A 25,890-nucleotide genomic window follows, 5' to 3' on the forward strand; every position below is an offset into this window, starting at 1 on the left:
GATCGGGGCGCAGCCGATCTATCGGGTCGCCGCATTTTCGAGAGCGCTGCTGAATCTGACCTCGATCGTGTCTCCCGGCATGACCTCGGTGTCTTCTTGGGCAAGCTGTTTTCGCCATTCTTCGCCGACCTTGCGAATGATCGTGACCTCGGCCTGGATCGTTTCGCCGGCAACCGGCAACGGCAGAGCGGCCGCTCCCGTGGGCTGCAACTTCTGGCTGGCGGCGCGAAGTCTTGCGCCAACGTCGGCAAGACGCACGTTGGTATCCTTCAACTCAGTCAGCAGACCCATTCTTCTTTGGTTGACATTGCGTTCGTGCTGTCTGGTAAAATCGTCCTGCTGACGTCGTGCTCTCATAAGCTCAACCGACGTTTCGAGTGCCCGGCTGGAAGAAAGAACCAAAGCGCGCCGGACATCGGCAAGCCGGGTATTGGTTAGATTTCCGGACTCAAACGCTTTCCTTACGCGCGCCAGCTCGTCTTCGTCCGCCTTCACTCCATCCGCTTCGGCCTGCTCGCGCTTGAGCAGGGTCTCGGTTTGTGCAGCAGCATCCTTGCCACTTTTTTCGAGAAAGCCCTGCTCTTGCCGGAAGTTGTCCAACGAGAGCTTCAGCCCTTCCGCTTCAGCCTGCGCGATCGCCGACGCAAAACTTGCCGGCAAGGGAGATCCTTGTGGTGGCTGCATGTCGAAAGTCGGTTTGTCCTGAAGTTCGGCGCGGATGCGGGCGCTATGAAAATAATCTCTCGTATATTCCCCCCAAAGCGACTCGTAATCGCGCCGCAGATCCACCGGATCCGGGCCAACCTGGTTTGCCCGGGACCGCAAAAGGCTGAAACCGCCTGACACGGCAATCGCCTGCCGCACGGTCATCAGCGGGCGGTAGGCCTGCTGTCCGGGAGTGAGCACGTCGCCGGTCACATAGATCGGCCTGTACTCCGCAACCACGGCGGTCACGTCTGTCGGCTTGATGACGATCATTTGCTCCCGCCCATCAGGCAGACGCTGGTGGAATATCTTGGTCGGCAAGATCGTCTGCATGCGCGTTTGCAGTTCAGCCGGAGTTAAGCCCCCCACCGAAACCATCCCGACTTCGGGAAGCGCGATCGTGCCGTCCATCTGGACCACCGCACGTTGCGTTCGCTCCGGGATGGAGGCAATTCCAATCTCGACGGTGTCGCCGGCAGAAAGTCGATAGGCGACCCGCGGTTCCGCTGCAGCAGCCGTATTCATGGCAGCCAGCATACCGAACACGACAAGAAGCATTCGATCAACGAGGACCATTGGCGGCAATCTCCTTCTGGTTCGACCGCGGCTCTTCCGGCCAATCGAGACGGGTGACGAATTCGTAGACCGGCCCGCCAGGCACGCCCCAGTTGCTCGACCAGATTACCTGTGAGCCGTCGGGGGATGGCGAGGCATGGGTCTCGCTCCAGTAATCGGACGGGACGTTGTGAGTTTGCGTGACGCGTCGAACCTCCCCGCTGCCGTCGAGGCGAAGCGCGATCACCTCTCGCGCATATGGCGCCCAGTCGGGATTGGCAGATATCTCTTCCGGCTTGCCGCCATAGCTTACGAACACCCAACCGCGCCTGTCCAATGCCCGCAGGGATGCATGCTCGGCTTCGCCAAACTTCATAAGTGAGGTGACCTTTCCGTCGGCCAGCCTCCTTTTGATGACGTGATATTTGTCAGGGTCGGACTTGCTGATGCCCACGAAAACTTCGCTGCCATCTTTATCCACCGTCATATCGCCATGGCCGGGGCGATGATGGTCAGTCCACCTCTGCCGCAACGTCCCGTCGACGGAGAAAATAGCCCGCTGCTCTGTGTCCTCGTTCACATTCTGAAAGCACAGGATGTTCGCACCGAGCGGGGAGATCGAGCAGGCGCTGACGGTTCCGGCAAGCTGAGCAAGATCGATGTCCGGAAATTTCCGGCGCTGCTTGAGATCATAGGCAAATACAACCATCGCGCCATCCCCACGGATTGCGCGCACTGCTATGCGATCGCCGTCACGGCTGGGATTGCCTTTGGACGGCCCGAACTGAAGATCACGATAATTCGGTGAAACGAACAGGACGTCTTCGCGATTGGTCCGCGGCGCCCAGGTCGAAATTTTCCGGTCCTGAACGCAGATCATCAGATCGGCATTTTGCGGATGCCATTCGCATTCAGCCGATCGAGCACGACGGAAGAGCGGGACATAGGTCTGCCCGTCGAAAAAGCACATGCCATTGCAGCCGTTGGTGATGACGAGGAGAGTCTGGTCCGAATTCCAGGCCTGGGCGCTGGAATAACGGTGGCTGCAGAATTTTTTCTCGCATACGACTCCATTCCCAAGGGCCCCAGGCTTGGTAATGCGCATGAAAATTGTCCCGAAGGCTGGGTCGGTCGCGGGTTGGAGATAATCGGGCAAGTCCATCGTCACTGGCGCAACAAATTGTCTCGACGCGCTGCTTTGCCGACTGCCTGCCACGGTCAAATCCAACGACAAGGCAGCCGCAATCAACAGAGCCAATCCTCCCGGGCGAAAGCTCATGTCATGTAGCCCATCTCGTGTCGCACCCGGCCTTCGCTGAGGCGCCCTTGCCACCATCCGATGGTCCGCTCCAGGCCTTCGCGCAGGCTGGTCTGGGCACGCCATCCAGTCTTGCTTTCGAGGAGCGAAGAATCGGCCAGCAAGGCACGCACCTCGGAATTCTGCGGCCGCAGGCGGCGCTCGTCTCGGTGGATTGGTTTCTTGCAGCCACTCAACTCGATCACCAGATCCAATATGTCCGAGATCGTCACGGCGCGCTGGCTTCCGGCATTGTAGGCATGGCCAAATTCGAGCTCGGCGGAACCTGCGGTCAAAAACGCCGCCGCGGTGTCTTCCACGAAAGTAAGATCGCGGATCGGGCTTGTGTCTCCCACCATGATCGCCGGGCATTTCTTGTCGAGAGCCTGGCGTATAATGGTCGGTACTATGGCCCGCTCACTCTGGCGCGGGCCGTACGTATTGAAGGGCCGCATGATAACCACAGGGATGTCGAACGATCTGGCGTAGGACTCCGCCATCATGTCCGCGCCGATCTTGGATGCCGAATATGGTGACTGTCCCTGCAACGGGTGCGATTCGCTGATAGGCATTGTCAGCGCGGTGCCATAAACCTCGCTTGTCGAGGTGTGCACCACACGCTCCGTATCCCATTGGCGCGCCGCTTCGAGGACGTTGACCGTGCCCAGGATGTTCGTTTCTACATAGGACTGGGCCGCGGCGTACGAATATGGGATAGCTATCAGTGCGGCGAGATGAAACACGACCGCCTGGCCACGCACGATCCGGTTAAGGAAGGCGCTGTCACGAACATCGCCGCGGATGAGGTTCAACTGGCTTCGAATGGTGTCCGGCAAATCGTCCAGCCAGCCGTGGCTGTCGAAGGAATTGTAGAGAGCCAGCGCAGTGACGTCCGCGCCGCTACGGACGAGTGCTTCGGTGAGATGCGACCCGATGAATCCGTCGGCACCGGTAACCAGAACTTTCCTGCCCTTGTATGCCATGACCCAAGCGTTCCCCCTATGACGTGAGGCACTGACTTTGCAAATCCACGAGAGTGCGGGTGTTCCACCTGCTCTCAAGTTCCGATCGGCGACGGCGAAACCACCCCAAGCACCGCCAGCAAGCCGCGCACCATCCACACAACATCGGACCCGATCGTGCGCTGCGGATAATAGGAAAGGTCGAGCCTGGCTTTGGCAGGAAACAGAACCTGGCGATAGAACAGTAGCGGGTCCATCGATCGCGGATAGAAACGGGCTTCATGCCGGAAGAGAACCTGGGCTGGACCCAGCAAGCCTGGCTTGTATTGTAAAATGTCTTCGAAGCCCCCGCGAAAACAGTCGGCGAAGGCAAGGCTCTCCGGGCGTGGCCCGATGATTGCCATCTCGCCTCTGAAGACGTTCCAAAGCTGTGGCAGTTCGTCGAACTTGGTGACCGCGAGGAACCGTCCTATCGGCGTCATGCGGCTGTCATCGGCCATGGTCAGAGCCAAGCCACCGGGGTCACATTGCACGCTGAACTTGCGAAACTTGTACATGCGGAATGGGCGAGCACCGGCCCCGACGCGGGTCTGTGCGAAGAAGATGGGCCGACCGCCTTCCAGCAGCAGCGCCACGGCAATCAGCAGCATCAGCGGGGCGAAGACGATCGCAGCGGCTGCAGCAATGACGAGATCGATTGCTCGTCTCGCAGACCCATGGGCGGCGCTCGAGCCGTTAGGCCTGTGAATGGCTAGGTCCAGGGCATTCATGCGGCTGTTCCTGTCTGAGCGCAGTTATTGACCGCTGCGGCAAGAGCGACCACCACCGTTTCGACCAAAGGTGCGGTGATCTGCGGATGCAGCGGTACAGTCAGTTCGCGCTGGGCGAAATCTTCAGTGCGCGGTAAGTGAGTACCGGGAATGAGCTCACGATAGAGCGTCATCTGGTGCACCGGCGGGTAGTGGATAGTGGTTTGTATCCCTTGCCCGCGCAGTGCGTCGATGACGTCTTGCCTGTCGGCGTAACGTGGCAAAAGGATAGGCATGATGTGGTAGGCCGACGTCCGCGGCTCGTGGAACGGGATGGTCACGGCTGGGCAATGCTTCGCTATGAGACGACGATACAGCATGACCAGGATACGCCTGATCTCATTCCACTCCTGCAGATTTTGCAGCTGGACCAGTCCGATCGCAGCCCGCAATTCGTCCATGCGATAGTTGAATCCGAGCATGGTGACATCATACTGAGGGGTGCGGCTGTTCAGCCTTTGACGTGTCCCGGTGGTCATCCCATGTCCACGCGCCTGGCGGATTGTCTCGAGCAGACCGGCATCCCTGGCGATCACAGCCCCGCCTTCCGCCGTGGTCATGTTCTTGTTGCCGTAGAAGCTGAAGGCGGCCGCGGCACCAAATGTCCCCACCTCCTTCAAGCCCGGCGCATGCGCGGCGTCCTCGACGATGTGTAGCCCCCGGGCACGGGCGAACCTCTGCCATTGTTCCCGATCGGCGAGGTAGCCGGCGAAATGAACGAGAATGATTGCCTTGGTGCGGGCCGTGCATTTCGCTTCGGCTTCCACGATCGACATCAGCGGCACGTCGGCTGACTCGATGTCGACGAAAACCGGCGTCGCACCGACATAGAGGACCGCATTTGCGGTCGCCACGAACGTCAAGGATGGCACCAGCACCTCGTCGCCCGGTCCGATGCCAAGTGCGTGCAAAATGAGATGAAGCGCTGCGGTGCAAGAACTGACCGCGACGCAATCCTCCGCATCATGAACGTCGGCAAAAGCTTGTTCGAAGGCTCGTACCTGCTCCCCCATGGTCAGCCAGCCGCTGTCGATGACCCTGGTCAAAGCAGTCTTCTCCGGCACACCCAAGATCGGGGCACTGACCAAGAGCATCACAACCTCCTAGACTGATAACTGTGGGAACCGGGCTCGTGACTTCATCATCATCATGCAGCCGTCGCAGTGACCTCGATCGAGGCCGACTGGTCTTCCCAGGAAATGGTCTGTGCGTTCTGAAAATCGTCGACGCGCCCGATATCGAGCCAGAGACCCTCATGCTTGTACACGTGCACGGTTGTGCCGTTCTGCATCATCTGCAGCATCAGGTCGTCGAACCCAAAGGGTATGCCGGATGGGATAAACTGCAGAACATCCGGGTTCATGCAGTAAATTCCCATGCTGACCAGATGCGAAAGCGTCGGCTTCTCGCGAAAGACCTGCACGGTATTGTCGACTTCGTCGATGACGCCGAAATCCATCTTGATCAGGCGACAGGCTGTTGCGATTGTCACTGGATCGGTGTGCTTACGGTGCGCTGCTACAAATCGACTGAGGCTTAGATCCGTGAGGACATCGCCATTGAGAACGATGAATGGCTCCGTCAGTTCATCCCTGATCAAAGACAGTGGCCCGATGGTGCCAAGCGGCTCCATCTCCTGCGTATATCGAATTTTCAGGTTCCACTGCGAGCCATCTCCACACACGGTGCGGATCAAGTGGCCGAGATACCCGGTTGTAATATAAACTTCCTGAATGCCGTTGCGTCGCAACCATTTCAGAAGCATCTCGAGAACCGGCCGTGCGCCGATCGGCATGAGCGGCTTCGGCAAGACCGAAGTGAAGGGGCGGAGGCGTGTTCCCATTCCTCCACATTGAATAACCGCTTTCATCCTGGTCCTCCCTTGTTCATTCGGCCTGAACGCCATCGTCACGGGCCGGCTATCCTGCCCTGGTCAGCACCCGGGAAACGCGTTCTTGTCCCCTCAGAAGAACCGGTGAGATTTCCCGTAGAAGACCGGTGAGATTACTCCACTGTCCCCTGATCCGGACATTGCATCTGGATGGTATGTGGCCGTCAGGGTGGATGTCGTCGTGCATTCGAATGGTAACAATTCAGCCGTTTTGCTGTTCTATATCTTTAGGCCTATAGCACTGCTGAACGACCGGCCGGTCTGTCAGCTGTCCAAAAGGTCAGAACGTATGTTCGACGACGTTCGGCGGGTTTCGCTCACAAGGGGCAAAAAAAGAGGAGCGTTTCCCGTCATTTAAGATTATATTAGAAATCTGGCGTTTGCGGTGTTGGGGGTGCCGCAGCGTCGGCTGGATGAATCGACGAGTGGATGGCCACGATTTTCAGGCCATTACCGTTCAATCCATTCAGATAGGCGTTGGGGTAGTTCAATGTATCGAATCGTCATCGCCGACGATCACGGCTTGTATCGTCGCGGCTTGCGATTGGCACTGACCGCAGGCATTCCAGGTGTGGAGATCTTTGAAGCGTCCTGTTTCGACGCGGTGCTCAGTTTGCTGGCAGAGCAGTCGTTCGTGGATCTTGCGATCCTGGATCTGAATATGCCGGGCCTGTTCAATCAAGAAGTGCTCGGCGGGATCCTGTCTGCCTATCCGGACACGCGATTTGCGATCGTTTCCGGAAACGATTCACGCTCGGAAATACTCACAGCTCTGTCGATCGGGCTTCACGGCTACATCGTAAAATCGCAGACGGACGAAGAGGTTGTTTTGGCCGTCAATGAAATCCTCTCCGGCCGCATCTATGTTCCTGCACTTCTGTCACGCCCGGGAGCGACGCAAACAACCCACGCGCATACCCATTCCGACGACAAAGGCCCACAGAGGCGTACCGCTGGCGTCAACCTTGGCAGGCTGACTTCGAGGCAAAAGGAAGTCCTCAAGCTGATGGCGGAAGGCTATTCAAACAAGGAAATTGCGCGCGATCTGGAAATCGCGGAGGCGACCACGAAAATCCACGCTGCTGCGGTTCTGCGTGAATTGGGGGTACGCAATCGGACCGAGGCTGCCGTTATGCTGAAGACTTGGCTTTCGAGACATGCCAGCTAGAGCGCCGCGCGTCCTTTTGGACGTGCAAACGGCGTCGCAAGACTCCTCATGCATTTTACTGCATATCCCAAAGCCGCGGCGCAGCTTTGGGCCGACGACATTCTTGGAAGGAACCCTGCGCATCTCAAAGGCCGCTCAGCGCGACCCGCCTTTAGATATCTGCTTTCCGATTGGAGCACTGCACTACAATCCGATTTCCTTGCGTGACAGCCGCAGCGAATACCGCAACCCTTGGTCCGATATTTCCAGCCTGGGAGAGTGACCGACAAGCGGCGCTCCATCCACTCCGATTATCATGGAACCGAAGCCATGACGGACTACGCTCGAGGTCCGCCGCCGCCCCGATTCCACCCACTCGAACCCGATCTCGCTGCCTGTGTCTTCAGGTGCGAACGTCCAGCTTACGTCGATCCGGCCTTTTGGATCGCCAAGCGCTCCATACTTCATGGAATTGGTGGCAAGCTCGTGAACGATCATCGCAAAACTCTCGGCGGCGCCTCCCGACATCGTCACGGAAGGACCGCCGACCGATATGGCGCGTGTTCCCATATATGGTTGCAATTCTTGAGCAACGAGATCGTTTAGCGTCCCCGATACGCTGCCGTTGCGTGAAAGAAGCAGATGGGTTGCCTCAAGCGCGCGTATCCGGTCGATCAGCATTTCCTTGTATTTGGCAACATTGTTTCCAGGAGCATCGACCATTTTCACGAGCGCAGTGATCACCGCGAAAACGTTGCCGAACCTGTGGCGTTGTTCGAGCATAATGCGTTCCCGCTTCTTTGCCGCGGCGCGCAGCAGCGTGGTTTGTCGTCTCTCGCTCAGGTCGGCGGCCACTCCAAGCCGCTGTCCACCATCATCATGTCTTTCCTCCCTTCCGCGCAGCGCAACCCAGCGGATATGTCCGTCCGGTCGGCGGACGCGTATCTCGACATCGTAATTCGTGACCGATGGTGCGGCCTTTCTCGATGCCGCCAGCTTCGGCCAGTCCGCCGGATGAACGACAGCTGACAGCTCCTCCAAACTGCGGCTATTGGCCTGGGCCAGGCCGAGAATGTCCCAGAACGTGTCCGAGCCCGTGACTATCCCGTCTTTAAGGTCTATGCGCCACGTGGCCAAGCGTCCAGCAGACAGAGCGAGGTCCAGCCATTCCTTCTGGGCCCGAAGCGCTTCGTGAACAGCGCGTCGTTCCGAAATATCGTCGACCACCACGAAGATGCTCTCCGAGAGGCCACCCTCGGGCACGGACGAAGAAAGCGTTAGCCTGGCCCAGAATGCCGTACCGTCCTTTCGTGACAGACGCACCTCCGAAACGAACGAAGAAATGTCATTGCCCAGCCTCGCCAGCAATTGCGCCAAGGTATCCCGGTCGTTCGGATGGGCGAGCGTATCAAGCTGTAATTGGGCAAGCTCCTCCTCCCTGTACCCGGTCATCTCACAAAGGCGTCTGTTGGACTGCAGCAACTCACCTTTCTTGTTGGTGTTCGCGAATCCCATGGCAGCACGTTCGAAGGCCCAACGATAGCGGCTTTCGGTCGCCTCGACGGCAGCGAGCCTGGCCTCCGCGACTTCCAGCAACTCACGCAAGTCCTGCCGCAGACGATGGAAGGTCATGGCAATCACGCCACCCGAAACCAGAAGCAGGATTGCGCGTGCCCAGTCTCCACTTGAAATCTGATCGTGTCCTCGTGCCCACAGCCCGACAGCAACCATCAGAATGGTCGCAGCGAGCGCAGGTACGCGGTCTTCGAGATAAGCGATAATAATAATAGCCGGAATAAATTCCAGAAAACTTGCGCCTTGCCCAATATAGGCTGACGATTTTATTTCAAATATCAGTGTGGCAGCTAACACCGATGCAGACGCAATATGAGTTAGCAATCTGCCCGACGGGTTCGAATTCGACCTGCGCGACTGCGAGCTCATGGACACAGACTACAACCTTCTGACTAGCCCGTCGAGACTAGAGCAAAAAACGTACAGCTTAGTACCACTGCCGGATTGCCATACCGCTATCATAGCGCGCATTTTATCGGACGCAGCGGGGCCTAAGAGCTGCCTTAGAACTGTCGGATCATATTAAGTTTTCAAGGTGATGATGAACGTATTATCCGTCAGCGCATAGAAGACTATAATCCAGCTACACATAGAAGACTACATGAATCCCGAATACTTATTTCGGGCGTGTGAAACTTTGGGTTAGGGGTAGAAAATGAATCTGATCGATAGACAGGTCGATGCTTCTTCGAACAATCGGTATATTGTTACGAGGACCAAGTATGATTTTGAAGCGCGGAATACGCGGCCCTCTTCTGGTCACCTTCCCGATCGCGCATCGGATCCATTGGGCGCAAGGTTCGGCGAACCAAAAGGCCGCAGTCTGGAATCCATAACCGGCGTGCTTGATCGCATTGGCTGTGGCTATCTCGTGTTGAATCGCGAAAGAAAAGTAGTCGAGTGGAACGCAGCCGCCCAAACCACGCTTGAGCGCCAGGGCGAAGCGGCCGACACGGCGAGCGGACTTACGGCCGCCCTAAGGCGGCTGATCGCGAATGTTCCGGGCCAATTCCTGCCGGGCTCATTGTCTTGGGTGGTGATCCGCAGCAGGGGCGACCGACCGGTGATACTGAACGAGAACGGCGTTATCGCTCCCGACGGAACAAGCATTGTGGCGCTGCTGGATCGCGACAACAGGTCGGGGCCAAATCCTCGGACGCTGCAAAGAATGTTTGGCTTGACGAGCGCAGAAACGCACCTCGCCTTGCGCTTGGCCCAGGGCGACGCACCTTTGGAGATCGCTCGCAGCTGGCGTCTCAGCCGCACCACGATCCGTTCCCAGCTTGCCTCGCTGTTCGCCAAGACCGAAACAAAACGCCAGGCGGAACTGGTGGCCCTTCTTGGGCGTATTTCGGTCCTGCCGTAAGGGCCGCGCAGTTGTTGGGGTCTAGTTGGCGGCATCCACATGCGACGGGGCTTGGTCGACCGGTGCTGGAGGCCGTTCCAACCTAGCTTGGCAGGTCACGTTGCGCAGCGCGTGGCCGGCGCCTGCTCACCTGTGCCGACGCCGACGCCCCGGCACATAACATCCCGGCACAATTGGCCGGGATCTCGGAATAGGCAATTCGACACTGTCGAGTGACGTCGAAGGGGCAAAAAATTGGATCATGATTTAAACGGTGGTTCCGTTCTTTCTGCGGAAAATATGGAAACCGCCCGATCCCGGTCAGACCGCGCCGTGAAGGAACTCGTCCCGATAGGACCGATCGTCGTCACCGGTGCTGCAGGCTTCATTGGTTTTCACGTCGCCTTGCGGCTTTTGCGTCTGGGTGTCGAAGTCATCGGCGTCGACAATTTCACCCCCTACTACGATCCACGACTCAAGGAAGCGCGGTTTGCACGTCTCTGTGCCGAGCCGGGCTTCACTTCGATGCGAATTGATCTGGCGGATGCCGCCCGCGTTCAGTTGCTGTTCTCAGAATTTCGCCCCTCACACTTTGTCCATCTCGCGGCTCAGGCCGGCGTGCGTCATTCACTTGCTGACCCGCATTGCTATGTGCAATCGAACATAGTGGCGTTTCTCAACGTCCTTGAGGGCTGCCGGCACTTCGGCGTTAGTCATCTCGTCTACGCTTCGTCGAGCTCCGTCTACGGCTCAAATCGAACCACACCGTTTTCTGAGCATCACGGCGCAGACCATCCTGTCAGTCTGTACGCCGCAACCAAGCGTTCAAACGAATTCATGGCGCATTCATACAGTCATTTATTCTGCTTGCCCGTGACCGGACTACGCTTCTTCACCGTTTATGGCCCCTGGGGCAGGCCCGACATGGCAGTCTACATGTTCACGCGTTTGATTATCGAGGGGAAACCAATCGAAGTAGCCAATGCCGGCCGCGTGTGGCGAGACTTCACCTATATCGACGACGTCGCTGAGGGGGTGGTTCGAGCACTCGCTGCACCGCCGCGACCCGACCCGGGTTGGGATTTTCTTACCGCAGATCCCGCCACAAGTTCTGCACCGTACCGCGTCTATAATATTGGCAACGACCGGCCGGAGGAGATTAACCGGCTGATTTCGCTCATCGAGACCGCCCTTGGCTGCCGGGCGATTCGCGTGGAAGTGCCTCTACCACCGGGCGACGTTCTGGAGACTCGCGCCGACGTGAGTGATCTTCGTAACGCTGTCGGCTTCGCCCCGGCGACAACGCTCGAGGACGGAGTGCAACGCTTTGTCGAATGGTACCGGGACTTTCATGGAACGAACATCGCAGCCAGCACACAGCAACAAACGTTAATGCATGTGTAAGCCCACCGTGTAATCCGCGCCTTGTCGGAGCGACGAATCCGCGCGTCGGCCATCCTTGTCGCGGCTGCTGGTCTGGTCAAAAGATCCAGTTGGTACCGCATAACGTGACGACGACATTCCCGAGCATCGATGCCCGCGCGATCCCCGCAGAAATCAGTTCATCGCGGGCAAGTCCAACGAGCGGTCTCAATTTCAGAGCTGCAGTTGTGCCCCGCCCGGAGCACAAAGAATTCGCTACATCGCCGCTCCGCCGAACGATGTCATTCAGATGGATGATGGTGACGTTCAGGCCCCATCGTAAGCTCCGGTCAACCGCATTTTGCCTCCTCGGAATCGCGAGCTCATGTCCCAAAGCTACTTTCTGAGATCCAGGACGGTTCCTACGGTCGAGAAAATAATCACCCGTGTTCCTCCAAGCCCGATCGGCAGTATTCTGCGCGCGGCAGGAGGCGTTTCGGCCATGGCGATTGCCGGTCAGTTGACTCTCGTCGCCGCTATTCCCGTTTTGGCCCGGCTCTATTCCCCGGCAGATTTCGGGATCTTCACGATTTATCTTTCGATCGTAAACATCCTCGGCGCGATCGCAGCACTGCGTTTCGAGGCCTCTCTCTATGGTGTCAAGGACAATGCGCGGGCGTATGTGACTGTTAAGCTCATTCTCCTGGCTGTGTCGGTGACGAGTGTCCTCGCCTTTGCGGCAGGACTGCTGTGGGCGAGCATCGCTCCAGCGCGGGTCGGCCACCTCGCCTGGCTCGTTCCACTTGGGATGGCGGGCGCAGGTCTCGTCGAAGCCATGAACTGCTGGAGCCTGCGCGCAGGCCTGCTACGAGACTTCGCCCTCGGCCGCCTGATCTTGCCGGCGACCATGGCCCTGCTGCAATTGATTTTTGGGCTCGCCCATTTCGGAGGTGAGTCGATGGTGCATGCCCATATCCTGAGCCAATTTATTTTTATCGGACTCCTCGGCTCTCGGATTCTGAGCTGGAAGGACTTACACGGCGTCGCCCGAGCGCCGTGGCGTACCGTCTTTGCCGTCGCCAGGCGAGAATACAAGTTTCCGTTATTTGACATTCCCTCAGCTCTCGCGAGTTTCGCCATTATCAATCTTCCCGCAATACTCGTTGGTTCGCTGTTTGGCGCCGCTTTTGCGGGTTACCTGGGAGTGGCAGCGCGGCTGGTGACTGCGCCGGTCACGCTGATCGCCACCCCGCTCAGCAATGTTTTTGTCTCCGAGGCGAACAAAAACAGTGATCGCAGACATCTGCTCGGCACCGCACGCGGCCTCTTGATGCTTTCAGCCGGCCTCACTGCATTGCCAATATTGGCGCTTGGCCTGGCCGCGCCATATATTGTCGTCCCCCTGCTGGGCCCGCCCTGGGTTCCCGCCGCAGACATTATGACCGCGCTGGCGTTCATGGGGGCTGCGCAGGCGTTGGCGACGCCGCTTCAAGATGTCCCAGCTCTCCTGCGCCGGCAGGAGCTACGGCTTCTCGTCGATGGCGCGCGGACGGCGCTGGTGTTTGGTCCGCTTCTTGCCGGTGCTGAGGCAGGTTGGGAACCACTCAAGGTCATTTATCTGATGGCGGCCGGCGGCGGCGTCGGGTTTGCACTGAAAACGGCGGCCTCTCTGTATATTTTGAGCCATGCCATTAAACCAGCGGGAGCTGCCATACCAAAACAAGGTCATCATCTCGAGGGAAAAGCACCATGAAACAATCGCAGCTTGATCAGCTCCAAACGACCGCTGTGGTTGACCAACATCATCGCGCTGATGCTTCGCGACTGCGCCCTTTCATTTCAGTTGCAATCCCAACCTTTCGCCGACCGGACACGATCCGCCGGGCAATGGATAGCATTCTGAGTCAGAATTTTTCCAGTTGGGAGTTGGTCGTCAGCGACGACGAGGGCCGGGACGGACCGACCTGGGCAATCGTGGCCGAGTATGCGCGGACCGAGCCTCGCATCCGAATTGTCGAAAACTGCCGGGGCCGCGGTCAGGTAGAGAATACCAACAATGCCATGCTCGCTTGCGCCGGAAAATGGATCAAGCTGCTCCATGACGATGACTGGCTCGCTCCGGGCGCACTCAAGACCTTTGCCGAGGTTTCCACCAAGCATCCCTCAGCTGCATTCATGACCTGTGCAGCCAATATAATTGAGGACGATCGGATGAAATTCCGATTGCCACCGCAGGGGCGGCAACGAATTTCCGTCTACTCAAGCCAGCAATGCCTGACGGACCTCTATCTGGTCCGCACGACGCGGAGCCTTGGGATCATCCCATCGACGCTTTTGATCAACCGCGACGTCATTCACGCGGGTTGCCTGATGCGCGCCCATAATTCAATCCCAGCTGGAGTCGACCAGCTGTTCTTTGTCGATCTGGCCTGCCACGGAGACATGGTCGCGATAAACGATGGCTTGATCTTCTACGACGCGACGAACCACCCGAGCATCACTACAACCAAGAGTTTCGATGAGGTCGATCAGGTAACGCTTGCCGTCAAAGAGCTTAACTGGAACCTCATCGAGGATCGTAAACATCTTCCCTGCCCTGAGACTCTGTTACGGGCGCTGCGGGTTGCTCGTCTTCCCAGCAGATTCCACCAGCAACCCTGGCGGGCGACGATCCGAGATGCGATGCAAATTCTTCGCCCGTCAGTTATGAAAATAGCGAGCCAGCACATTCTTACTTACGTGTTCGCGATCCGCCCGAGACTGGGTCGATTGCGTAGCCTGAGACGATTTAGCTTCTGAGCATGGCGGCATCGTCGAGCGCGACGGCGGGCGGGCTGGGGCGCATCATATACCGTCGAAGGCGGCTTTCCTTCGGTCTGGCCTTTAGGGGTAAGCGAGATGACCATTTGTCCGGCGTGTGCCAGTGTATCAACCGCGAAATTGTTCGAAGTGACAGCAGATGAGGCCTCTCGACATTTCATCAATCCGCGTCAGGACCCCGATCGCTCTCGAAAATTAACAAGCCACCTGTCGGATCTCTGGGGCAGCAACACATGCGATATCCGCAAATGCGCAGATTGCGGATTCGGTTTTGCAGATCCCTTCGTCGCTGGCGGCGTTGAATTTTATAACTTAGCCTGGGCGTACCCTTCCTATCCGACCATGAAATGGGAATATTCAAGGACTCTCGAAGAGCTCGCGGGCCTGAAGACTGGCGGAAAAACTGCCCTCGAAGTGGGGTCTGGGTTCGGATATTTTCTCGATCGCATCAAGAATAAATTCTTCCATGTTTCCGACATCTCTGCGGTCGACTACAACGAAACGGCGAGGTCTGTACTGGCGTCGAAAGGCTTTAAGACCTATTCAGGCGATTTTCGGATGGACAGCTTCGATTCTATGAAAGAGTCCTTCGACTTTATTTTCATGTTTCAAGTCTTCGAGCATATGGACCAAGTGGACGACGTTTTTGCTCGATTGAAATATCTTCTGAAGGCGCAAGGATCTGCCTTTATCGCCGTGCCAAATGAAAACAGAACTTACTACATGGAGTCCCATGGCTCGCTCATAGACATGCCACCAAACCACATCGGCCGATGGACGAAAGAAGCCTTCGATGCCATATGTCAGCGGCACGGCTTGCAATTGAGCAAGTGCGAACGGGAGCCGTTCAATCTCGCCAAATTCCTGAAACAAGACATCGTCCACAGCTTTTTCCGAAAGGGAGAGAAACCAGGTAGCGTGAGTGAGTTCGTGCGCGCCCTGCCGCGAAGCAAAGCGCAACGGATTGCGCAAGGTTTGACTGCCCTTGCGATTTCACCATCGCGGTTGCCGGCATGGGCATACGCGATCAGGAATGCATCGACGATGGGGGGGAGCGCACTCTGGGCAAAGATCGACAAAGTCTCGTCACCTGCGCTACGGATTCATCGCCAAGCCAAGCAGCGATGAGCGGGTCCGCGTGAAGGGTGATTTCGACACCACTAGGCGCGCGGTGAATGCCAAGCAGACGAAGGACGGCGTCAGGCGCGTTGCCTCAGATGGGGGTCCGGAATTCATGAATGCCCGTCCGGCGGCTCCTGGCCGTAGGTTCCGTTGTGACACTTCGGACCCACGCTCCGGATGGATCTCTCCGCGACAACCCCAGCTACTGCCGGATGGCCCGCGCCCAGCAGCCGATCGGCGCAGCGCCTAGCGCGGTGATTTTCAACCAAGCGGGAAGTGCGCAACAACAAGAGCCGCGCTCGTCATGTCCTCTCCAGCAAGAGGTCAGCGCTGTCCCCGAACCGGTAACCAGCGTGCTTCCTGAGATTAACCTTCGTGAGAACGCTTGCGACGGGGACCGAAGCTGGTGCATCGCCCGCAAGCAGGTCCAGAACGCCTCGCGCGATGCTGCGTCGCGTTTTCGCCCAGCGAACGGCGAAAAGAACCACGTCACCCCAGCCTGTCAGGAGCCTGGCCTCTGGTCCCTCAAGCCCCAGCGGTCCATTTATGATGACGACCCGATAGATCGAGTGCAGTTCATCTTTGAAAGGGGAGCCGTCGACACTGGACAGCAAGGGCAGCAGATCCTCCGACGGTGCGAGCGCCATGAAGTCGATCCCGATCGCCGACATTCCTGCTATCGCATCGTGCAGTGCACAACGGTCACTCACATAGTCTCCGAAAAAATTGTGCGGCTTACGTGCGCTGAATTCCTTCACAAACTCGCCCGTAAGGCGGTGGTCCGTGCGGTCCAGATCAATGAAGAGTACTCGCCCTCCAAGTCTGGTGGCCGCCAAGGCCATGCTCCATGCGAGCTCGGTCTTGCCATCATCCTCACCGCAGGATGTTATCAAGATTATGTTCGAGTAATCCCTTGCCTGTTGGGGCGCCGCGGCGACAAGCAGGGACGTCACGGCGCGGCTGTATCTGCACCCCTGCTGGCCTGAAACCAGCTGCTGCAGTCGCTTCGCGTGCATTGTGGGAGCCTGGGGTATTAGCCCGAGGCACGGAACCTTGAGCGCTGCTTCAGCTTCGGCCTCTCCGCGCAATGTGCGATCGAAGCGTTGGCGGACAAGTATGAAAATCCCTCCAATCAGGCCAAACACGACCATGCCAGGCGGAATAAGAAAAATTGGCGAAAGAGTCGTTGGATTGGTAGGGGGCCACGCCGCTGAGAGAAGCCTGACTCCGGGGGATGGACTTGCAATACGCCGCATCAAGTCCTGTTGCCGGGTCAAAAGGTCGTTGTAGCGCTGCGTCAGGATGCTGACCTGCGGCTCGAGTGCACGCAGTCCGGAAAGCCGGCCGGCTGTATCGGCCACAACCGCATCTAGGACATCCTTACGCTTTTGCAGCGCCGCAATCTGGGAGCGATAGATGTTTGCCTCAGCAGCGACGCGGGCGATTTCTTGTTCGATCTCACGATCGATCGCATTTGTGACATTCTCATCTGCCGTGCCGTTGGCCTGGCCTGCCAAGAGATCGGCCAGCAAGGGTGATCCGATGGCTTCGGCTACCGAGGCAACGGGCGCGCCCCCCTTTCGCAAGTCCTGAATGTGTTGGAGTCGAGATTCCGTTGCGGAGAGGTCCGCTTTCGACAAGGAAATTTGCTGAGTGAGTTCGGCTGTCTCCTTGGCAGCATTGTCCGCCGCACCTTGATCGACCGCGCCATGGCTCAACCGATATCTCTCCAGACGATCGGTCGCTTCTGCCAGACTGCTTTGTATAGTCGGCAGCCCGGAGACTATCGAGTCGAGTTCCAGCCTGTCCGACGCTTGGCTTTTCCTTGCCAGATCGCCAATATACACTTCGACGAACGTGTTGGCGATCAGAGCGGCTCGCGCCGGATCGTGATCGGTGAAGCCGACACTGATAACTCTCGATCGCAGCTCCTGGCCGATCCTCATACCTTCACGCAGCACCTTGAGTTCAGCCGCATCTGGCTCCGCCGGCGTGCTTCGCGGCCAAATTTTGGCCAGCAAATCGGCTGGAACCGAGCGCAAATTCAGCGGCTCGACGCCAACAGGCTTCGGAGGATGGTTTCCGGTTCGAGCACCAGCCTGTTTAGCACCATTGGCAGCATCCGTTTTGCGCAGCGCTGCCACTACGCTTCGCAGGTGGCTTTGCGATGAGAGCATGGTGATATGGTCGTCAATGCTGGAATCCAGCTGATCCTGAGCAGAGATCAAGCCGCCGGCAGGGGCTGCTCTACTAGGTGCGTCGACGATTACCTGCGTGGTGGCCTCGTATAGGGCAGGCCGTGCAAGCCCTCCAAGCGCGGCCAAGACACCGCCTGCGACGACCATGGCCAGGAGGAACCACTTTTTTCTTGAGAGGGTAACGAGGAGCTGATGGAGCGGGGTTTGCGTGTCCATATGCTCACGCAACGGCCGTTTCATGCGCGGAGTGATTTCGCGCGCAGGCAAGTGCATTTCGGTAACGTGCGGAAGGTGGATGCGGCTAACTATGGACCCTTCCATCTTAATCTCCTGTAAGTTCGGGCACGCGAGAACCCGTTGCTGGCGGCGATGGCCGCCTTGCCTCGTTGTGCCAGGCCTGGAACATCAAAGCCGGCCACAATTCGCGAGAATGGTCGTGCCTGCCATCGACGTGACCGCGCCAGCACGCATCCACCTTCGCAAGGTCGAAAATTCCGTCTCCGGAGACGCGCATATCGGCGACAAGATCGTTTGCCCAACTGAGCAGCGGGCCCCTCAGCCAGACTGCTATAGGAACATCGAAACCTTGCTTTGGCCGCTCGATCAGTCGCTGCGGAACGTACCGGCGCAACAACTGACGAAGGATCCACTTACCTTTGCCATTACGAACCTTGGTATTCGTCGGCAGGCGCCAGGCGAATTCGACAACCCGATGATCGAGTAGCGGGCACCGCCCCTCGAGGCTGTTGGCCATGCTGGCGCGGTCCAGCTTCACCAATATATCGCCGGGCAGGTAGCCGTCCATATCGTCATACAAAAGACGGGACAGCAGCCCATCAAGCCGGTGCTCGACGTGGATTGATGAGGGGGGCTGGTGCAGGCTGAGGTTCTCGGTCGACGATCTCGTCAGTCGCCGAAACAACTCGTCCTCATCGGCTGCAGCGAGCAGCTGAGCGAGGCGATCCAGCCGGTCGCCCCGCAGCGCATGCCGTGCACCCTCCGAAAGCGGCAGCTTCCCGACGAGATCGTGACGGGCTGCACGGGCCAGTAACCCAGTGCCTGCCGCGAGCGCCCGACGCAGTGCCGACGGCAGAGTATGCTGTCGTCGCAGGCGGGCAGCCATGAAGTGGCGGGCGTAGCCGGCGAAGCATTCATCGCCACCGTCACCCGACAGAGCCACCGTAACGTGCCGGCGGGCGAGCCGCGCCACCAGCAGAGTTGGTATCTGCGATTCGTCAGCGAAAGGCTCGTCCCAGATCTGCGGCAATTCTGGAATGACTTCGCGCGCTACGGCAGCCGAAAGGTTGAGTTCGGTATGGTCGGTGCCCAGATGCCGCGCGACTTCCGCCGCGTGGGGAGCCTCATCGAACCCGCCCTCTCCGAAAGCGATCGTGAACGTGCGCACCGGCTTGTCCGATTGAGCCTGCATCAGGGCTACAACCGTCGAGCTGTCTATTCCGCCCGACAGGAAGGCCCCGAGCGGAACGTCAGCGATCATGCGCTCCCGAACGGCAAGTCGAAGCAGGCCATCCAGTTCAGTGGTAAGTTCTTCGTCACTGCCGACGACCTGCTCCGCCCGCCCTTTGGTGGCGGTTTCGGCTAGCGACCACCAGTATCGAATACGATGCGCTAGCGAGGCGGCACTTCGCGACGCGGCGAAGTCAGCGGCCGTCACCGACAGGACCGAACCCGGCGGTAATTTGAACACGCCTCGCCAGATGCAGCTGTCATCCGGTACCCATCCGTTCGAAAGCATCGCCGCGGCCGCATTGATATCGAGCTCCTGACAAAAACCTGGAAAACGGGTGATCGCCTTCAACTCAGAGGCAAAAACAAGCGCATCACGTGTTGAGGCGACATAAAGCGGCTTTTTGCCCATTCGGTCGCGGGCGAGATGGAGCGTCCTCGTCTTCAGATCCCACAGTCCTAGCGCGAACATGCCGGCGAAGCGTGTGAGTGCTTTTTCGAGGCCCCAATTCTCAATAGCGGCAAGCATGACCTCGGTATCGCTGGTGCCCCTGAAATGACGACCTGTACTTTCCAGTTCGCAGCGCAGATCGCGGAAATTGTATATTTCGCCGTTAAACGTAATGACGTATCTGCCGCTTTCGGAATGCATTGGCTGGCGGCCGGCCTCCGACAGATCAACAATGGCCAAACGCCTGTGACCGAAGGCAAGCCCGGCTTCGCTATGTATCCAGAATGCCTCGCCATCCGGTCCGCGGTGACGAAGCGCGGCCGTCATTTGCTCTATTGCCTTGAGCGGCTTCGTGTCGGCTGAATCGGGGGCAAGAAGAATTCCGGCAATACCACACATGCCATTAACCCGGATTGTTGGAGATTGCAGAAACTGCTTTCGGAGCACCGGCGACAAGGCAGATGGTCAGCGCAAACCACACGATCGGGTGACGGATGATCAGGTGCGGCATTCCGAAAATAGCGATTGACACCACGAGCGCTAACAGCGCGTCGAGCTTCGCACGCCATACCGACACGATGGCGGCGCTGACGATCCAGACCAGCGCCAGAACCGCAATAAGTCCACCTTGAGTGTACAGGTCGAGGATCGTGTTGTGAGCCTCGAAGGGTCGTTCCAGAAATTGCGATTCGAACACTGATGGGCGCTCGAGATGCGGACCTGGACCAAGGCCCAACGACCCGGATTCCGCGCCCTTCTCTATTGCTTCGTCCCAGAGATGCACGCGGAGTGCGGCGGTTTCGGCAGTGGCCTCGCCGCCCTTGTCCTTGGTCAGGCCCTTGGCGAAGTTTTCGAGGACGCTCGCCTCCGTCACGGCGTAGGGGGTTATCGCGATCGCCAACGGAAGGATACCGACGAGCAACAGGAGGACGGCTTGCCGTGAAAAGCTGCCCCTGTTGCCACCGGTCTTGAGCCATGTCCTGATCCGCAGCCCGAGGAACGTCAGGCAGGTCAGGATGCTGGTATACAAATAGGTATCGCTCTTTGTCAGCCTCCCGACATAGAAGGTTAGGAACAAGCTGGCGATCCCAAGAAACCTGCCCCATCGATTGCTGGTGGTGGTCGCAAGATGCAAGGCTAGCGGGCCAAAGATTGCGCAGTAGAGTGCGAGCTGGTTTGGATTGTGCGACCAGCCGCGAAAGCGGTCCCAGTACCAGGGATCGACGCCAGCTCGGGGGATCCAGCCCCAGCCCTGTCCCAGCTGAATGGCAAGGGCCATATTCGCGATACCCACGACCCACCAGCCAGTACGACGGAGATGGCGGTCGGCGTCGGGTTCTGCAACGGCAAGGCAGGTGACGCTGACCAACAGCAGGTAGGCCATCGTATCGTGCATCAGGCCCGTCAGGTATAGAACTGTGGTCAGATAGCCGACAACGGTGCCGACCCCCAGAGCCAGCGCCATGATCGTCCAGTAACTTGCAAGGAGTGTCAGCGCCGGCCTGGTCTCCAGGCGACCGCCGGCAAGGACGCGCGCGATCGACAGCATGATCCAAAGCACGAGGAACAGTTCGCCAATCCCCAAGGGCGACCCGGGAATGTCGAGTTGCTCCGCATAGGTCGTTGCGAGCCCGCAGGCCAGGATCGCGTCCCGGATCATCGGCGCACATCCAATCTACCGCTGACAGCATCGTCTCTAATTAAGATCGGATACGCCGGTCGGGCGAGGCCACCGTGGGATTTGGCGCGAAGGATATTTTCGTACAGATCGCAATACTGAGCGACCACCCGCGGCAGCGCGAACTGCTCACGGACGAGTTCGACAGAACGACCGCCCATGATTTTTCCGTGACTGCGGTCGGACAGGATGTCGACTATTCGAGATGCAAGGCCATCGGCGTCGTAGGGTTGGACTAGGTAGCCGTTCCATCCATCCTCGACCACCTCATTGCAGCCGGGCATCTTTGAGGCGACCATGGGCAATCCCGCCAGCCCTGCCTCGAGCAGGACGCGCGGGATTCCTTCTCGATATTGTGTGGGGAAGGCGAACACGTCGGCCATGCCAAGAAGGGCTGGAACATCGCGTCGTGGGCCTAGCGCGATGATATGAGGAGCGTGTCTATCGATTTCCGACTTGTCGACTGCAAATGGACCTTCGGACTCCCAAGGGCCGACAAGCACGAAACGCGCATTAGGCCTTTTAGAAAGGACGCGGGGGACTGCTTGGAGCAGCGTCGGGATGCCCTTCTGGCGGGTTAGCCGGCCCACAAAAATTACGATCTCTGCTGACTGGAGCCCGAGTTCCTGGCGCATTTTCGCCGCCGGCGGAGCAAGCTGCCTGGCCATAGCGAACGCATCGACATCGATGCCAGAACTGCGGATCACTCTTCCGCTGCCAGGTTCAATCAATCGAAAGCGCTTGAAGAAAGCCTCATCGTCCCGATTCTGAAATACCGTCGCTGCCGTCCAGAAGGAGGCAAGCCATTGTAGTCCGCAAAAAATTGGACGTAAGGCCAGAGCCCGCGGTTCCAACGATGAGAATGTCCAGCCCAGGCCGTTGATCGTGCGCACGACCGGGACCGTTCCGCGCACCGAAATGGGTGTCAGCAGGTTAGGCTTGGTATCGAAGCTTTGGACGATGTCAGGCCGGAGTTCCGCAAGCAATTTCCGAATCACTCTTACAGCGGTCCACTCGCCAGTGCCGCTGGCAAATCGGTCGAAACCGTAGCGGCGATGCGGAATGCCATGCCGCAAAAACGCAGCCTCATCGCCGGTTGAAACTGCCGTGACCCGGAAGCCGCTTTCGCGCAGCGACATTAGGAACGGAATTCTCAGGGCGTGATCTTCGCCTCCCACACAAACGAGATGCGGATTCATCCCGAAGCTCCCGTCCGTGCGCCGTGTTCCGGTCGCGTGAAGTAACTGCCTTTCGCATCTGCTTTCATGGTTTTGCTTCGTTACTTCTGTGCGCGTGAAAGGATACGGTAGGAGGAGGCTTGCATACTGTCCTCGTCTGTTTGAATGAGGCAAACTGCATGGGGATCACGGCCTTACGGGTATCGCGAACCGCCTCGACGGCATCTGGTGGTGCATAGGAACGGGTACGGTGATGAATTGCGCCTCGAACTCTAGGGGTTCGGCCAAGCCGGACTTGCAACTGATAAGGCAACCGAAGAAAGCGCTTCCGACAGTCGTGCGTTGTACGGCTGCTCTACGCTGGGCGCGTCGGATTCCTAAGCTCCCGGTCCGGGTTCGCGCCTCAGCTTGTCCCGCTTGTGCTACCAGGCATGATAGTCGACCCCTCAGCCACAACTCCTGGCGCAACCTGCCTCCTTGCGACCAGCGGATAAGCCGATTCGGACCGTTCCGACGCCGGCGACCTGATCTGCCGACCGATTTCACGCGACGAACGCGCGGACACCTACGAATTATCCACAACTAATTGGTTGCGGGATTGAGACTGTGGAGGGGTCTGGCTCTTAGGTGAACGTCTGTCTGATCTCTCAATGCGCGGGTGAACAGTTAGATAGAAACATAATTTACAAGTTTATTTCAGCGATCTGCAAGATACGCTCTAGATATTTAACTATCTGTCTTTCAATCTAACCAGATGGGCTGGATAAAACACGGCCCTTTGATGGGATCATATTCTTGTTACTTATTTATTATGTCCATGGAAGTTACTCCTTCCGTGCAGCATTCCTATTGGCGATCAACCATTCTATCAGAGCCTGCAGGTATGTGATTTGGCGCTAATATACACCCTCTAGTAGGCAGACATCCGCGGGGCGCTATCGAATCAAAATGAGGGATTATGGATGGCAACTCTGCACTATGCATCGGGTGGTTCTGCCACCGAAATCGCAACCGCCGGCTTCAATCTAGCTGACGTTCAGTATGTTTCGCTGGTCGACGCATTGCCGGATGGCATGAAAGGCCTGGTCTATCTCAATGAGCATGAGGGCGTAACTTCATCCTTCATCGAGAAAATGACCCCCTTCCTCGGCAATCCGAATGTGTTTGGGTTCTATCTTGTTGACGAGCCCGATCCCACGGGCAGGTGGGGCACCTATGCAACCGCCGAGAACCTGAAGGCGGAATCCGACTGGATCCATGAGCATTTTCCAGGCGCCAAGACCTTCGTCACCATGATGAACATGGGATCCCCGACCAATCCGGATTTTACCAACACCTACAATCCCGCCAACACGCATATCGACTATTTTGGAATAGACCCCTATCCGGTGCGCACGGGAACGGACACGGTCGACTACGACATGATCGACCGAGCCGTGGCTGCAGCGGTGAAGTCGGGCATCCCGATCAGCAACATCGTTCCGGTCTATCAGGCCTTCGGCGGCGGTAACTGGGAGACTTCCGACGGCGGCAGACAGGTCATGCCCACCGCCGAACAGATGCAAATCATGATCGATCATTGGGCCAAGCTGGTTCCGTCACCCGCCTTCGACTATACCTACAAATGGGGAACGCAGAACGGCGACACCGCATTAGAGAGTTCTCCGGAATTACAAGCCGTTTTCCGGGAGCACAACCTCGCAACGACTGGGACCGAACCGCCTCCAGTCGACACAAGCGACACCTTGTATGGCACCAGCGGCGACGATGTGTTTCACGGCGCCGGCGGCCACACGATGATCGGCTATGGTGGCAATGACACCTATTATGTCGAAGATGTCCGCGACAAGGAGATTGAGGCAGCAGGCGGCGGTACCGACAAAGTGCTCGCGTCAGCAAGTCATGCGCTTGCGGCCGGATCGGAGATCGAGCTTCTCGCCACCAGCAATCCGTCCGGCACGATGGCAATCCACCTCGCGGGCAACGAATTCGGCCAAATCATCCAGGGCAATGCCGGATTCAATATCATCAATGGCGGCGGTGGCGCCGACACGATGGCTGGCTATGGCGGCCCCGATACCTACTATGTCGACAATGCAGGCGACAGGGTGATTGAGGCGGTGGGTGGCGGCGCCGACAGGGTGGTCACTTCGGTGAGCCATACGCTTTCAGCAGGCTCGGAGATTGAGATTCTTGCCACCAACAACCCGTCCGGGACGACGGCAATCAACGTCACCGGCAACGAATTCGGCCAGACCATTCAGGGCAACGCCGGCGCCAACATCATCAATGGCGGCGGCGGCGCCGACAAGATGGTCGGCTATGGCGGCAATGACACCTACTATGTCGACAACGCCGGCGACAAAGTCTACGAGGCAGTGGGCGGCGGCAGCGACAAAGTGCTCGCCTCGGTGAGCCATGCCCTTTTGGCCGGCTCGCAGATCGAGCTCCTCGCCACCACCAATCCGTCCAGTACGTCTGCAATCAACCTGACCGGCAACGCCTTTGCCCAGACCATCCAGGGCAATGCCGGCGCCAATGTCATCAATGGTGGCGGCGGTGCTGACATCTTGACCGGTAACGGAGGCAATGATGCCTTCGTGTTCAACAGCGCTCTTGGAGCCGGCAATATCGACAAGGTCACCGACTTCAACAAGCTCCAGGACAAGATCCAGCTCGACGACGCCGTTTTTGCCGGGCTTAAATTGGGCGGCCTTTCATCCGACGCTTTCTTTGCTGGCACGGCTGCGCATGATAGCTCCGACCATATCATCTACAACAGTTCAACAGGAGCGCTCTCTTTCGACAGCGACGGGATCGGTGGCGCAGCTCAAATACAGTTCGCCACTCTCTCTCCAGGTCTGTCGCTTACGGCAGGTTCGTTCCTTGTGATCTGAACGACCCGGAACGGCGGACCTTCAATTCGAGACGGTCCGCCGCTTTATCTTTGTTCAAGCACCGGATTTTTCCAAAGCGGGATGCCCATTTCTGGCTGATGCTCAACCTTCGTCACCCAGCGGGTTCGAGTTGTGTGCGTCAAGTTCAGCAAAATGGCGTGGCATTGCGGTGACGTCGGCGTGTCCGCCGCGCAGCCCCCGTGTTTAGCGGAGCGGCGGACACATGACGGTGCTCAGGCGGCCAAGGCCCTCAGGCTCTCCAGCTGGGAACCAGCCCTACTCTCACCTTTTGGGAGGTTTCCTAAATTGATTTGATTTCGATCACGGAGATCTGCCGACCGATACCAGGTGACGAGCGCGCAGATGCCTACGAATTGTCCACAGCTAATTGGTTGGGCAGTGAAACTGTGGAGGGGCCCGGAGTCAGAGGT

At 58.1% G+C, this 25,890-nt stretch carries 18 protein-coding genes; 7 read left to right on the top strand and 11 right to left on the bottom strand.

The annotated features are described in order from the left end of the window. Positions 1 to 18 precede the first annotated feature (18 nt). The 6 genes from NKH30_RS09460 to NKH30_RS09485 form a co-directional block, all read right to left on the bottom strand. Positions 19 to 1,281 (bottom strand): polysaccharide biosynthesis/export family protein, encoded by a 1,263-nt coding sequence (locus NKH30_RS09460; RefSeq protein ID WP_352541721.1) that lies wholly within the window; start codon positions 1,279 to 1,281, stop codon positions 19 to 21. Beyond that, positions 1,268 to 2,539, bottom strand: a complete 1,272-nt coding sequence (locus NKH30_RS09465; RefSeq protein ID WP_352472470.1) for a hypothetical protein — start codon at positions 2,537 to 2,539, stop codon at positions 1,268 to 1,270. The genes NKH30_RS09460 and NKH30_RS09465 overlap by 14 nt, the downstream gene beginning before the upstream one ends. Next, on the bottom strand, positions 2,536 to 3,540 hold the full coding sequence (locus tag NKH30_RS09470) for an SDR family NAD(P)-dependent oxidoreductase (RefSeq protein WP_352472469.1): 1,005 nt from the start codon (positions 3,538 to 3,540) through the stop codon (positions 2,536 to 2,538). The genes NKH30_RS09465 and NKH30_RS09470 overlap by 4 nt, the downstream gene beginning before the upstream one ends. A gap of 74 nt (positions 3,541 to 3,614) precedes the next feature. Beyond that, positions 3,615 to 4,289 carry a sugar transferase gene (locus tag NKH30_RS09475; protein ID WP_352541723.1) on the bottom strand — a complete coding sequence of 225 codons (675 nt, stop codon included), beginning with the start codon at positions 4,287 to 4,289 and terminating at the stop codon, positions 3,615 to 3,617. Next, positions 4,286 to 5,422, bottom strand: coding sequence for a DegT/DnrJ/EryC1/StrS family aminotransferase (locus NKH30_RS09480; protein ID WP_352472522.1), 1,137 nt, complete (start codon positions 5,420 to 5,422; stop codon positions 4,286 to 4,288). The genes NKH30_RS09475 and NKH30_RS09480 overlap by 4 nt, the downstream gene beginning before the upstream one ends. A gap of 53 nt (positions 5,423 to 5,475) precedes the next feature. Further along, positions 5,476 to 6,198, bottom strand: coding sequence for a nucleotidyltransferase family protein (locus tag NKH30_RS09485; protein ID WP_023675619.1), 723 nt, complete (start codon positions 6,196 to 6,198; stop codon positions 5,476 to 5,478). A 511-nt stretch (positions 6,199 to 6,709) separates the two neighbouring features. Here NKH30_RS09485 and NKH30_RS09490 point away from each other — a divergent pair. Continuing rightward, positions 6,710 to 7,387, top strand: a complete 678-nt coding sequence (locus NKH30_RS09490; RefSeq protein WP_023675618.1) for a LuxR C-terminal-related transcriptional regulator — start codon at positions 6,710 to 6,712, stop codon at positions 7,385 to 7,387. Positions 7,388 to 7,570: 183 nt separating this feature from the next. On the opposite strand, the gene NKH30_RS09495 is transcribed toward NKH30_RS09490, so the two are convergent. Next, a complete protein-coding gene (locus NKH30_RS09495; RefSeq protein WP_352472467.1) occupies positions 7,571 to 9,310 on the bottom strand; it encodes a PAS domain S-box protein in 1,740 nt (579 codons plus the stop codon). A gap of 286 nt (positions 9,311 to 9,596) precedes the next feature. On the opposite strand from NKH30_RS09495, the gene NKH30_RS09500 reads away from it, so the two are divergent. From NKH30_RS09500 to NKH30_RS09520, 5 genes are all read left to right on the top strand, one after another. Continuing rightward, on the top strand, positions 9,597 to 10,307 hold the full coding sequence (locus NKH30_RS09500) for a helix-turn-helix transcriptional regulator (protein ID WP_352472466.1): 711 nt from the start codon (positions 9,597 to 9,599) through the stop codon (positions 10,305 to 10,307). A 279-nt stretch (positions 10,308 to 10,586) separates the two neighbouring features. Next, entirely contained in the window at positions 10,587 to 11,690 is a 1,104-nt protein-coding gene (locus NKH30_RS09505; protein ID WP_352541735.1) for an NAD-dependent epimerase, read from the top strand. 460 nt (positions 11,691 to 12,150) lie between these two features. Beyond that, a complete protein-coding gene (locus tag NKH30_RS09510) occupies positions 12,151 to 13,401 on the top strand; it encodes an oligosaccharide flippase family protein (protein ID WP_352541724.1) in 1,251 nt (416 codons plus the stop codon). Then, positions 13,398 to 14,447: a glycosyltransferase family 2 protein gene (locus NKH30_RS09515; RefSeq protein ID WP_352472464.1), complete on the top strand. Its 1,050-nt coding sequence runs from the start codon at positions 13,398 to 13,400 to the stop codon at positions 14,445 to 14,447. The genes NKH30_RS09510 and NKH30_RS09515 overlap by 4 nt, the downstream gene beginning before the upstream one ends. A 99-nt stretch (positions 14,448 to 14,546) precedes the next feature. Further along, the gene (locus NKH30_RS09520; protein WP_352541725.1) at positions 14,547 to 15,596 is read left to right on the top strand and encodes a class I SAM-dependent methyltransferase; all 1,050 of its coding nucleotides are present in this window, start codon (positions 14,547 to 14,549) and stop codon (positions 15,594 to 15,596) included. 296 nt (positions 15,597 to 15,892) lie between these two features. On the opposite strand, the gene NKH30_RS09525 is transcribed toward NKH30_RS09520, so the two are convergent. Genes NKH30_RS09525 through NKH30_RS09540 form a run of 4 tightly spaced genes read right to left on the bottom strand, consistent with a single transcriptional unit; the run spans position 15,893 to position 22,583 of the window. Then, entirely contained in the window at positions 15,893 to 18,109 is a 2,217-nt protein-coding gene (locus NKH30_RS09525; protein ID WP_352994967.1) for a GumC family protein, read from the bottom strand. A 1-nt stretch (position 18,110) separates the two neighbouring features. Continuing rightward, positions 18,111 to 20,105 (bottom strand): asparagine synthase (glutamine-hydrolyzing), encoded by a 1,995-nt coding sequence (gene asnB / locus NKH30_RS09530; protein ID WP_352541727.1) that lies wholly within the window; start codon positions 20,103 to 20,105, stop codon positions 18,111 to 18,113. 4 nt (positions 20,106 to 20,109) lie between these two features. Beyond that, positions 20,110 to 21,366 (bottom strand): O-antigen ligase family protein, encoded by a 1,257-nt coding sequence (locus NKH30_RS09535; protein ID WP_352541728.1) that lies wholly within the window; start codon positions 21,364 to 21,366, stop codon positions 20,110 to 20,112. Continuing rightward, on the bottom strand, positions 21,363 to 22,583 hold the full coding sequence (locus tag NKH30_RS09540) for a glycosyltransferase (RefSeq protein ID WP_352994970.1): 1,221 nt from the start codon (positions 22,581 to 22,583) through the stop codon (positions 21,363 to 21,365). The genes NKH30_RS09535 and NKH30_RS09540 overlap by 4 nt, the downstream gene beginning before the upstream one ends. Positions 22,584 to 23,524: 941 nt before the next feature. On the opposite strand from NKH30_RS09540, the gene NKH30_RS09545 reads away from it, so the two are divergent. Continuing rightward, entirely contained in the window at positions 23,525 to 25,459 is a 1,935-nt protein-coding gene (locus NKH30_RS09545) for a calcium-binding protein (protein ID WP_352994972.1), read from the top strand. Positions 25,460 to 25,890: the final 431 nt, after the last annotated feature.

It is taken from the genome of Mesorhizobium sp. M1273, from assembly GCF_040318195.1.
In the GTDB taxonomy this organism is placed as follows: Bacteria; Pseudomonadota; Alphaproteobacteria; order Rhizobiales; family Rhizobiaceae; genus Mesorhizobium.